Origin of the sequence: uncultured Leifsonia sp., from assembly GCF_945957465.1 — a bacterium.
Taxonomy (GTDB): domain Bacteria; phylum Actinomycetota; class Actinomycetes; order Actinomycetales; family Microbacteriaceae; genus Leifsonia.
On record NZ_CAMFLC010000078.1, the window covers coordinates 1 to 11,042 of the forward strand.

The 11,042-nt window shown below is 64.8% G+C and carries 10 protein-coding genes; 5 read left to right on the top strand and 5 right to left on the bottom strand.

The window, feature by feature from the left end; translation table 11 throughout:
• Positions 1-40: 40 nt before the first annotated feature.
• From Q0Q23_RS19995 to Q0Q23_RS18900, 5 genes are all read right to left on the bottom strand, one after another.
• Entirely contained in the window at positions 41-604 is a 564-nt protein-coding gene (locus Q0Q23_RS19995; RefSeq protein ID WP_363316269.1) for a site-specific integrase, read from the bottom strand.
• Entirely contained in the window at positions 604-870 is a 267-nt protein-coding gene (locus Q0Q23_RS20000) for a helix-turn-helix domain-containing protein (RefSeq protein WP_363316270.1), read from the bottom strand. Before Q0Q23_RS20000 ends, Q0Q23_RS19995 begins: the two co-directional genes overlap by 1 nt.
• Positions 871-1,287: 417 nt before the next feature.
• On the bottom strand, positions 1,288-2,187 hold the full coding sequence (locus Q0Q23_RS18890) for a sugar kinase (protein ID WP_295127961.1): 900 nt from the start codon (positions 2,185-2,187) through the stop codon (positions 1,288-1,290).
• Complete coding sequence (locus tag Q0Q23_RS18895) at positions 2,184-2,792, bottom strand: bifunctional 4-hydroxy-2-oxoglutarate aldolase/2-dehydro-3-deoxy-phosphogluconate aldolase (protein WP_212742831.1); 609 nt, start codon at positions 2,790-2,792, stop codon at positions 2,184-2,186. Before Q0Q23_RS18895 ends, Q0Q23_RS18890 begins: the two co-directional genes overlap by 4 nt.
• Before the next feature lie 548 nt (positions 2,793-3,340).
• Positions 3,341-4,495: a mandelate racemase/muconate lactonizing enzyme family protein gene (locus Q0Q23_RS18900; RefSeq protein WP_295127964.1), complete on the bottom strand. Its 1,155-nt coding sequence runs from the start codon at positions 4,493-4,495 to the stop codon at positions 3,341-3,343.
• A gap of 300 nt (positions 4,496-4,795) precedes the next feature.
• On the opposite strand from Q0Q23_RS18900, the gene Q0Q23_RS18905 reads away from it, so the two are divergent.
• The 5 genes from Q0Q23_RS18905 (at position 4,796) to Q0Q23_RS18925 (ending at position 11,012) form a co-directional block, all read left to right on the top strand.
• Positions 4,796-6,244 carry an APC family permease gene (locus Q0Q23_RS18905; protein WP_295127966.1) on the top strand — a complete coding sequence of 483 codons (1,449 nt, stop codon included), beginning with the start codon at positions 4,796-4,798 and terminating at the stop codon, positions 6,242-6,244.
• 44 nt (positions 6,245-6,288) lie between these two features.
• Positions 6,289-7,260 carry a DUF4432 family protein gene (locus Q0Q23_RS18910; protein WP_295127978.1) on the top strand — a complete coding sequence of 324 codons (972 nt, stop codon included), beginning with the start codon at positions 6,289-6,291 and terminating at the stop codon, positions 7,258-7,260.
• A gap of 39 nt (positions 7,261-7,299) precedes the next feature.
• Positions 7,300-8,007: a GntR family transcriptional regulator gene (locus tag Q0Q23_RS18915; protein WP_295127969.1), complete on the top strand. Its 708-nt coding sequence runs from the start codon at positions 7,300-7,302 to the stop codon at positions 8,005-8,007.
• Positions 8,004-8,786, top strand: coding sequence for an SDR family NAD(P)-dependent oxidoreductase (locus tag Q0Q23_RS18920; RefSeq protein WP_137878760.1), 783 nt, complete (start codon positions 8,004-8,006; stop codon positions 8,784-8,786). The genes Q0Q23_RS18915 and Q0Q23_RS18920 overlap by 4 nt, the downstream gene beginning before the upstream one ends.
• A 216-nt stretch (positions 8,787-9,002) precedes the next feature.
• Entirely contained in the window at positions 9,003-11,012 is a 2,010-nt protein-coding gene (locus tag Q0Q23_RS18925; protein WP_295127975.1) for a hypothetical protein, read from the top strand.
• Positions 11,013-11,042 lie beyond the last annotated feature (30 nt).

The window sequence follows — 11,042 nt, forward strand, 5'->3', positions numbered from 1 at the left end:
GTAGGTGTCCAGATCTCAAAGAGCGAATGTGTTCAGTTCCTCACGAGCGCTGACAAACTAGCCGCTGCGCGGCGATGGTTCTCGACATCTCTTCGGGGGTCCATGTATCCGCTTTGGGTCGCGAAGGGAGGCCGACGACCACAGGCATACGAGCACCCCGGACGGGGTTCGTCGGTGCGAAATGCTCTGAGACGGCGTACTCGAAAAGAGCGGAGAGGGTGACTCTCATCCGGGTAACAGTTGAACGCGCGAATCCGTCGGCTAGCAGACCCGCTAGCAGGTCGTGTACATCGGATGCGGTGATCGTGGATACCGGTCGACGCAGCCACGTCGAAGGCACGTGGCGAAGGTTGTCCGAGTCGGTGCGCCACGTGTGCGGAGAAACCCGCGTCTGCCGGGCGCTGAGAAACCGAGTGATCAACCCGGCGACGGGAAGCAGCGACAAGGAAGGGGACGGAATCCCTCCCAGCGAGAGAACGCGATACTGCTCCTTCTCCCAGGCTTGGGCGTCCGCCTTTCGCTCGAAGGATCGAGTGCCCACCACTACGTGGTCCAGGAAGACGCGGACGCGATATTTACCTGATGGGCGCTTATCGATTGCCATTACGGCATCACCACATGGGAACCCGTCAGCTCCTCGACGTCCGCTAGCCGGTACCGACGTATGCGCGGCGTGAGGTTCACCGGGCTCAGCGGACAAGTCCCTTGATCGACCAGGCGCGCGAGTGTGGTCCGGTCGATTCGGAGTATCGCTGCCGTCTCTGCTTCAGTCAGAAGCAGTGGTGCAACGGTATTCGCGTTGCTTCGATCCTGACCCTTACTGCTGTTCATGTCGCCTCCATCTGCCTCTACTTTGGTCTGTGCGCTCATGTCATTGGCGATCGATCATTGAATGTCTCTCGAGTCGACATTTGGGGCGCCAGCGCTTCCAACTCGTAACGCGCGGCCTCGAGGCAGAGAGCGATCTGTTGTGCTTGCTCTGCGGCCCTTCGGACCAGGCAGACAATAAGTCGTTCGCGAACGGTCTGCCAGACCGGCGGGGCTGTTGTCGACCTGAACGCGCTTAGCATGGCGACGTAGGGGCCCCCACCGATGATGTGCGGACCATCGCGAGACCAGCGACGGTCGCGACGGCGCCGGCGGCGACAAGGTAGGTCGGTGGGCCACCGGTCGCGTTCGAGCGGCTCCAGCCGAAGGTCGGGGACTCAGCATCAATCAGGTTGCCTCTGGCCCGCGAACGGTTCGAGTGGCACCTCGCGGGACGCCTGCCTCGACGATGTCCACGACTCAGAGCGGGACGATCGCTCCTTTGGAACCGATAACGCGGCCGGCGAGTGCCTGTGCGGACCGAACCGCATCCTGCACGGTGAGTCCGCGTGCACGGTCGAGGAGGTAGGCGGCGTTGAAGGAGTCCCCTGCCCCTGTCGTGTCGACGGGAGCGGGGTCGATAGTACCGGGGAAGGTGCGCAGTTCGCCCGCGGCCCAAACCTGTGTCGGAGCGGACCCGTCCTTGACCACGATCTCCTTCACCCCTGCGGCGCGGTAGCGCTCGATCACATCGCCGTATCCGACTCCGGGGTGGAGGAACCGTTCGTCGGCCAGCGATGGGAGCGCGATGTCCGTCACCCGGGCTGCCGCGTCGGCAGCTCCTGCAGCGGCGTGCGCGGACGGCCACCCCGCAGCCCGGTAGTTGCTGTCGAACGCGACGCGGGCACCCCGTGCCCGGGCGGATCGCACGTGCGCGAAGAAGCGCGTGCGTGCCGACGGAGTGAGCAGCTGCAGGGTGATCAGCGAGAAGTACACGATATCCGCCGACGCGAACGCCGACGTGTGCGCCCCATCGACGCCGTCGGCGAAGAGGTGCCGGACCGGGGAGGCGTCCCGGTAATACGTGAAGGTGCGTTCCCCACGCTCGTCCGTGTTGACGATGTAGAGCGCAGGGGATGCTCCGGACACCACTCGGGGCTCAACGACGAGCCCCTCGCGTTCGAGGTGCGCGCGCAGCATGGTGCTCTGTTCGTCGTCGCCGATGGCGGTAACGTAGTGGACGTCGGCGTATCCGCCGGCGAGCCGTTTGAGGTAGATCGCGGTGTTGGCCGTGTCGCCGGCGTAGCCGAGCGCCATGATCCGGTCGTCGATCCTGGTCAGCTCGATCATGCATTCGCCGACGACGGCGAGCCGGATCATGCCGGCGCTCCCTCGGACACCTGGCGTGCGAGTTCGGCGATGGCCGCGTCCAGGTCGGGCGCTCCGTAGAGATCGCCGCCGACGCCGACGGCGGTCGCGCCGGCCCGGAGCCACGACGACACCTCGTTCAGCCGGATGCCGCCGGTCGGCATGATCCGCGCCTCGGGCAGGATCGCGTGCAGTGTGCCCAAATACCCCAGGCCTCCCAGATGCGCGGGGAAGAGCTTGCAGAGGCCGTGGCTGCTCGCCTCCGCGATCTCGGCCGGAGTGCAGCCGCCGCCGATGAAGAGCACGCCCTCCCGGTCGGCCACCGCCCTGGCCTCGTCCGCGGGGAAGGGGCTGACGAGGAAGCGCGCTCCTGCCGCGCACGCCTTCTCGGCCGCGTCCGCTGACACGACAGTTCCCATCCCGATCATCGCGTGCGGCAGGTCGCGGCTCACGGCCGCGAGGGTGTCGTCCCAGCGGGGGATCGTGGCCGTCAGCTCGATGACGTCGATGCCGGCGGCGACCAGCCGCTCGCACAGGACGTAGGCCTTCTCCGGGTCGGCGGCCCGGATGACGGGGATCGCCCGCTGGCGGACGATGGCGAATTCGACGATGGTCATGGTGGTGGGACTCTCTTCAGTGTGGAACATCGGGTGACGGGGGTTCGCGTGGGAATCTGGGTTCGGGGGTCTAGCGGTTGGCGTGTTGATCTTCTCGAGCGCGCATGTAGTCGCCCGGCTCGTGGATGATGACGTCCTGCTCGACGATCACCCAGCCGTCGTACTCCGATAGCGTCAACCTGACGAACTCCAGGGCACTTCGAACCGCGCCCTGGGCGAAGAAGCCGACGAAGCGAGTCGCGATCAGCAGGCGCCTGGCGGTGGTGAAGGGATGGCGTTCACCGGCCGCAGCAGCCGTTCGAGTCGACCGGTAGGTCCTGACCTCGACGCGGAGCGGCCGAGTTCGTCAACGAAGCTTTGTCGTCGCTCGTGCGTGGTCTGGATTGCGTGCCGGGCCCCGAGAAGCGCGATGCGACGAGGGCTGTGATCGATGAGGTGACGCGGGGCGAGCGCGGCACAATCGACATTGCTAGTCGGCCTGGTTCGGATGTGACCGACTTTACCGATTCGAATGAGCCCTCTCATAACGCGCTGCGGATCTCGCGTCGCTATGCGAGTTCTCTGATGGAGCCGATCGACAGGTTCGGCACTCCGGTTAGTCGGTGGATCGCGTCGGTGTCCCACGCGACCCCCAGCCCGGGCTGGTCCGGGATGGCGAGGAATCCTTCAGCGTCGAGGCTCCAGGGGGTCGCGGGCAGGTCGTCGATGTAGGCGGATCCGGTGCAGTACTCGATCAGGTCTGTGTTGGATAGTGCGGATGCGATCTGCAGGTCGGCGGCGAGGCCGATCGCGGTGTTCCAGCCGTGGGGGATGAGCTTGATTCCGAGGTCCGACGCCTGCTTTCCGATACTGATGCTCTCGCTGAGCCCGCCGACTTTCGTGACATCAGGCTGGACGATGTCGAACGCAGCGGCACGCAGGAACGGTGTGAAACTCTGGCGGCGGGTGAGCGTCTCACCACCGCTGATCGGGACGGGGGAGTGCTCGCGCAGTTTCTTGAACCCGGCGAGGTCGTCGGGGTTCAGGGCTTCCTCGAACCAGGCGACGCCGTAGTCGGCGAGCATCTTCGAGGTGTTGAGGGCCCACTTATAGCCGTTGTGCCAGTACGCGTCACTACCGCCGGCGTCGACCGCGAGGAGTGTGTCGTCGCCGACGGCGTTGCGAGCGGCGGCGACGATCGCTTCGTCGAGGGTCGCATTGACCCGCCCGAAGGGCCCCCAGCCGATCTTGAAGGCCGTGAACCCCTGCCCGCGAAGTCGGAGCAGCTCGGCCTCCAGGGGCTCAGGATTCTGCATGAGGAGCGAGGCGTATGGGCGCACCCGGTCACGGTGCGCGCCACCGAGGAGCCTCCCGATCGGCTGGCCGTAGGCCTTGCCGGCGATGTCCCACAGCGCGATGTTGATGCCGCTGATCGTGTGGGTGATCGCGCCACCGCGTCCGAACCAGAAGGTGTTCTGATGAAGCTTCTCGGTCACCCGCTCGGTGTCGAGGGCGTCCTCGCCGAGCAGCAGATCCCGTAGGACCAGGAGCGACGCCTTCACCAACGGCTCGGTTGTGAAGACGCTGCCGATTCCGGTGAGGCCTTCGTCGGTCGTGACGAAGACCAGGGTGTGCGCCGAATCCTCCGGCTGCAGCTCCTGAGTCCATCCGCCGGCGGGGGTAGCGCCGCGGAGGCCCGCAGCGGTGACGTCGGTGATCTTCATTACTGTCCTCATACTCTCGAAATCGCAACGTGAAAGGCGTATTGCTGACAATCTACAATCACTTCGGTGGTGCAATTCGTGGATCGTCGACAATTTACAATCCAGAAACAAAACACGTAGTCAATTGTTAACAATTGTTCCTAGTCTCGATGCAACGCCGCCGAACGACCCATGGGTCGCAAACCCGCACCTTCCCCATTTTTGCGTCGGCGGCCCTCGCATGGAATGCATCTCGTCCCATGCCCAACCGACTCACGAAGGGCTTGACTAATGCGTAGACAATCCACGGAGGCGATCTCTGTGACACCACACAAGACCCACTCGCTCGAAGCAGGCGCCGTGCCCCTGCCCGGGATCCTCATGCAGGCCATCACCCATATCGGCCCTGCTGTCGGGATTATCTTCTCGATCCAATCGATCACCGGCGTTGCCGGGCTGGCGAGCCCGTTCGCCTTCGTCGTCGCTGCGATCGCGATGAGCACCGTCGCGGTCTCGGTGATCCAGCTCTCGAAGAAGATCTCCTCCGCCGGTGGCTACTTCACCTGGGTGAGCCAGATCATCGGCCCGAAGAGCGGGTTCTTCACAGCCTGGGCCTTCCTCCTCTTCGAACCGATCGGCGCGGGGATCAACCTCTCCTTCGTCGGAGGGACACTCGAGACATCGCTCCAGTCCGCCTACGGCATCGATGTGCCCTGGTGGATCACCGCCGCCATCGGTGGGGTGCTGCTGACGATCATCTCCATCCTCGGGGTGAAGATCTCAGTCCGTGTAATCGTCGCTCTCGGTGTGTTCGAGATCCTCGCCTGCGTCGCGCTCGCTGCCACAGGACTTGCGCACCCAGGGCCCGGTGGGCTCGGCTTCGCGCCGTTCAACCCGGCAAACGCGACCAGCTTCGGCGGCCTTTTCCTGGGCATCGTCTTCTCGATCTTCGTCTTCTCCGGATTCGAGGAGGTCGCGCCGCTGGCCGAGGAGAGCCACGAGCCGAAGAAGAACCTGCCTCGGGCCGTCATCCTCGCCTTCACGATCATGGGCATCTTCTTCCTCTTCACCTCGTGGGGCTTCCTCGTCGGCTGGGGAACGAACAACATCGACAGCTTCGTCGCCTCCGGCTCCGGAGTGATGGAGCTCGCGCACCGCCTGTGGGGCAACGGGTGGATCCTCATGCTGGTGGCGCTGGTGGTCTCCGTCATGGGCGTCGGCGTCGCGGTTCAGAACGCGTCCTCCCGCGTGATCTTCGGAATGGCCCGTGCCGGTGTGCTGCCGGCGGGCCTGGCCAAGATCGACCCGAAGCGGCGCACACCGGTGAACGCAGTCTGGCTGCAGTCGGCGATCACCCTAGTCGTGGCGCTCGGCGGTGGCGCACTCTTCGGCGCCACCGGCCTGATCGCCTTCGCGGCGATCATCATCACCCTGCTCATCATCGTCGTCTACACCTTCGGCAACATCTCGGTCTGGCGTCTCTACTCGCGCACGTACCCGAAGGAGTACAACCGCTTCACCCACCTGGTCATCCCAATCTTCTCGACGGCCGTGCTGCTCTTCGTCGGCTACAACACCCTCTTCCCGCTTCCCACCGGTATCAACGGATTGGCCCCGATCGTCGCGGTCGTCTGGCTCGCGATCGGGCTGATCGTTGTCGCCGTGCTGTCCCGCAAGGACAAGAACGGCTGGATGCTGAAAGCCGGCGAGGCCATGTCTCCAGAGATCACGGAGGAGAACCTCGACTCGACAATCATCACGGAGGACTGACCGTGACGACCAGCGTGCAGGTCAGCGTGATCAGAGGATGGGACGTGGTCACGTTGCGGTCCGATTCGATCGCCGTGCAGGTGCTCCCGGGCAAAGGCGGTGACATCCTCAGCGTGAAGCGCCGCGCCGACGACCTGGAATTCCTCTGGCAGTCGCCGTGGGGACTTCGCGAACGCGGAGCGTTCGGCGCCGCATACGAATCCGAGGGCCATCTGATGGAGGCGTACGCCGGAGGATGGCAGACCGTGTTCCCCAACGGCGGCGACCTCGTCGACGTATACGGAACGACGTGGGGAATGCACGGAGAAGTCTGGCTGACCCCCTTCGACTGGGAAATCCTCGACGACGCGACGATCCGGATGACCTGCACGCTGGTCCACAGTCCCTTCGATCTGATCAAGTCGATCACCGTCACGGACACCACCGTGACGGTGACCGAGACCATCACAAACACCGGCGGGGTGGCGGTAGACACCATGTGGAGTCACCACCCCGCCTTCGGACCTCCTTTCCTCTCAAAAGACACTCAGATCATCAGCTCCAGTCGACAGGTGCGGGTCGAGGAGAGGACGCTTGAGGGGACAACCGATCTGCGGCCGGGCGCGGAGGCGTTCTGGCCACTGACCCCAAGCCTGCTCGACGGCGTGATCACCGACCTGAGCAGGCTCCCAGCCCCGGACGCGGCGATCAACCGTATGGCCTACCTGGACGACTTCGACACAGCGGAGATCACCCTCCTCAACCCAAGCCTGGATGCCTCGGCCACGCTGACCTGGACGACGGAGCTGTTCCCGTACGCCTGGTACTGGTTCGAAGGCCGCAGCATCCGCACGGCCCCCTGGTTCAGGCGAATCTACGCCCTCGGCATCGAACCGGCCTCCTCCATACCGGGCAACGGCCTGCTCGCTGCCCGCGACGCCGGCACGACCATCGAGTTCGCGCCCGGTGAGACGAAGACGGTCACAGTGTCGTTGACAATCTGCAATCCGGGCGGGTCTGGCACGATGAGTCCATAGCCGCCGAACCCCGCAGACTCACCCGATGGAGGACCTCTCATGTCAGCAGCACGCTTCCCACGACTGGAGCGCTCGCGTTTCACCATCAGCAAAGAGGTGACCGAGGTACTTCGCTGGAAGATCATCGACGGGACCATCCCGGCCGGCAGCCGCCTGACCGAGGAAAGCATCTCCAACGACATGGGAATCAGCCGCGGTCCAGTGCGCGAAGCGCTCCGCGACCTAGAGAACGAGGGCCTCATACGCGTCGAGGCATACAAGGGTGCGGTCGTTGCCGAACTTACGGCGCGAGAACTCACCGACGTCTTGATGCCGACACGGTGGATCCTCGAACGCCACGCGATGGAGTCCCTGATCCCGAACCTCGACGACGAGACAGTCGCACGGCTGGAAGGAATCGTCGAACAGATGGAGAGAGCCGCGCGCACTGCGGACGACGACACAGTGCGTGAACTGGTGGAGTTGGACATCCGGTTTCACCGAGCCGTGTTCGAGGCGGCCGGCGAGTTCCACACCGAGCAGCTCTGGCGCGTCATCCAGCCTCGCATCCGGGTCGGCTTCTACCAGTTGAGCCTGGAACAGCCCTCCCCGATGGAGATCGTATTCGAGCACCGGCAGCTCCTCGACGCGATGAAGACCCGCAGCCTCGAAACAGCGCTCACGGTGCTGGAGGACCACGTCGTCACACAACCGCTGCGCTTGCTCGCGGCAGTCACCCCGACACCCGCCACGAAGGATGGAACATGAACGACGTAACCTACTCAGACCTCCGCTCGAAAGTGATCCTCGTGACCGGTGGAAACAGCGGGATCGGACTGGCTTGCGTAGAAGCGCTGCTCTCGCAGGGCTGCGCTATAGCGGTCGGAGACCTCCACCGCAACGCACTGGATGAGCTCGCCTCGACCCTTCCCGAGAGCGAACGGCATCGGCTCACGGTCTCACGCGTGGACGTGTCGTCGCAGGAATCCGTCGACGACTGGGTGCGGCAGACCCGTGCCACGTTCGGGAGCGTGGATGGCGTCGTCGCCTCGGCCGGGATCGAACCCATCGCCGACCGCGAAGTGCACCTGCTTCCCGAGGACATCTGGTCGCGCACCCTCGGCGTCAACCTCACCGGGGTCTTCCACACCTGCAAGAGCGCCGTGGCGACGATCATCGAGGACGAGAACCCCGCGAGCATCGTCATCATCGGTTCGCCGACCGGGTATTTCGGGGGCGAGCTCGGTCACCACGCCTACAGCGCAAGCAAAGGCGGACTCGTCGGCCTCGGCAGGGTCATGGCCAACGAGTACATTCAGCGCGAGATCCGGGTCAACATCGTCTGGCCCGGCCTGATCGACACCCCGATGAACGAGTTCATCACCTCCGACGCTGCGGTGTTCGAACGGGAGATGTCCCAGATCCCGCGCCGGCGTCCCGGGCGCCCCGCGGAAATCGCCGCGATGGTCCGCTTCCTCCTCAGCGATCAGGCCAGCTACTGCGTCGGAGGCATCTTCACCGTCGACGGCGGCCTCACCGCGGTCTAGCGGCTCGATGGTGCGTATCACGCCAGCGACGAGTGTCCGATAGCCGGAAGGTTCATGCTGATGGTTTCATGTCTTTTCCTCGCGGCTAAGGGAGGATGATTCAAACAGCCTCCGCTGCCGCGAATAACGCCGTTCCTGGGCGGCGAGCTCGACCACATCGACTACGGCTTCACCACCGGCAACGCCTACGCGACCAACGCCGCCTCCGGCAAGATCGTGTTCGGATACGACACCTACGGGCGCTGCTCCGACACCACCCACGCCAACTGCACGGCAGAGCCCATCAGCGGCAACGCCACCGCGCCCGCCCACCCGACCTACTACCCAGACGTCCCCTTCGACCAGAACTGCACCACCGGCACCTGCGCAGGTCTTCTCTCGCCCACCTTCTGGTCGACGGGGATGCTCGCCACTGTCGCCACGAAGGCACTGGTCTCAGGCGCCTACACGAACGTCGATGTGTGGACGATAGGGCACTCGTTCCCCAACCCCGGCGACAGCACCAACGCTGCGCTCTGGATGTCTCAGATCGGCCACACCGGCTACCAAGGCAGCAATACGGCCACCGAACCGCCGACCGTGTTCAGCGGCATCACCATGCAGAACCGGGTCTGGGTGATCGACGGGCTGGCCCCGCTAGACAAGTGGCGGATCAGTTCCATCCAAACCTCACTTGGCGCAAAGATCGCTGTTCAATACTCGGCACAGGAATGCACCCCCGCCACAGCTCCCGCGATCGAGGCGAACCCGCAATCGAACACGGCCCGCTGCTTTCCGCAATGGTGGACCCCACAGGTCACTCCACCGCAGCCGGCTCAAGAAGACCTGTTCCACAAGTACGTCGTCACCAGCGTCACCACTGACCCCTATACCGGGGGCGGCAACGACCAAGTGCAAGAGACCGACAACTCCTATGGCACGCCGGCGTGGCGCTACGAGACGTCCCCGCTGATCCCCGACGGCAAGCGCACCTGGAGCGTCTTCGCCGGCTACAACACCGTCGAAGTCCGCAGCGGCGACCACAACACCCCCGCCGCTCAAGGCGTCACCGACTACACCTTCTACCAAGGCATCGATGGCGACCGCGCTGCACCCTCCGGCGGTACCAAGACCGTCATGGTCACTGGGAGCACCACCCTGCCTGACTCCCGCTGGTTCGCCGGCACTGTCCGCGAACAGAAGACGGTCGGGGGTGTCGGCGGTAGCGTCCTCACCGACACGGTCACTACGCCGTGGGCGTCGGCGATCACCGCTAGCGACGGCACCACAACCGCACGAATGACCGGCGCGAGCGACGTCCTTCAAACCCAGCCGATTTCAACCGGGGGCACCCGCAGCACCGAAACCATCACCACTTTCGATGCCGGAACCGGCCTCCCCACGCAGGTCAACGCCGTGCACTCCGACGCTGCATCGACGTGCACCACCACAACGTATGCACCCGCGAACACCACGTCATGGATTATCGGCAAACCCGCGAAGGTCATCGCCCTGGACCTTGACTGCAGGAACGCTGCCAACCCCACGTATCCGGACGACGTGATCAGCGACGTGCGAACCAGTTACGACGGCCAGTCGTGGAACGCCGCACCGACCAAGGGCGACCCCACCCTCGTCGAAACAGCGAAGGCGTTCGGCGGATCCACGGAATCCACCGCCACTTGGACACCCACCGCAACGACCGCCTTTGACGCGCTCGGCCGCGTAGCCAGCGTGAAGGATGTCCTCGGGCATCTCGTCTCCACCGCCTATACCCCAGCCGCCGGCGCCGCGGCCGGAAGCGGCGGGACCACCTCCGTCGTGACAACGAACCAGGCGCCCTTCGGCTGGACGACCACAACGAAATTCGACCCAGCTCGCGGCACCGAACTGTCCGCAACGGACGAGAACGGCCACGTCACCACCGCCGCGTACGACGCCCTCGGCCGTCGCACGTCGGTGTGGCTGCCATCGCGCGCGCAAGCCACCTACCCGACCAGCCCGTCCGTCGCCTACGCCTACACCCTGTCGCAGACCGCTCCCTCCGCCGTGCAGACCATCACCCTCAACGGCGGCGGCGCCATGACCAGCTACACGCTCTACGACGGCCTCGGCCAACCAGTGCAGACCCAAGCCCGCGCAGAAGGCGGCGGAACCGCTTTGACCGACACCGCCTACGACAGCCACGGCCGAGTCTCCTTCACGGACAACGCCTACTTCACAAGGGACTGGTGCAGCGGTAGGTGACAACTGACTTGTGGTGCCACGTGCATCGCG

Excerpts from the sequence above, each read along its gene's own strand:
- Q0Q23_RS19995 (WP_363316269.1), bottom strand. The coding sequence starts at position 604 with ATGGCAATCGATAAGCGCCCATCAGGTAAATATCGCGTCCGCGTCTTC.
- Q0Q23_RS20000 (WP_363316270.1), bottom strand. The coding sequence starts at position 870 with ATGAGCGCACAGACCAAAGTAGAGGCAGATGGAGGCGACATGAACAGC.
- Q0Q23_RS18890 (WP_295127961.1), bottom strand. The coding sequence starts at position 2,187 with ATGATCCGGCTCGCCGTCGTCGGCGAATGCATGATCGAGCTGACCAGG.
- Q0Q23_RS18895 (WP_212742831.1), bottom strand. The coding sequence starts at position 2,792 with ATGACCATCGTCGAATTCGCCATCGTCCGCCAGCGGGCGATCCCCGTC.
- Q0Q23_RS18900 (WP_295127964.1), bottom strand. The coding sequence starts at position 4,495 with ATGAAGATCACCGACGTCACCGCTGCGGGCCTCCGCGGCGCTACCCCC.
- Q0Q23_RS18915 (WP_295127969.1), top strand. The coding sequence starts at position 7,300 with ATGTCAGCAGCACGCTTCCCACGACTGGAGCGCTCGCGTTTCACCATC.
- Q0Q23_RS18920 (WP_137878760.1), top strand. The coding sequence starts at position 8,004 with ATGAACGACGTAACCTACTCAGACCTCCGCTCGAAAGTGATCCTCGTG.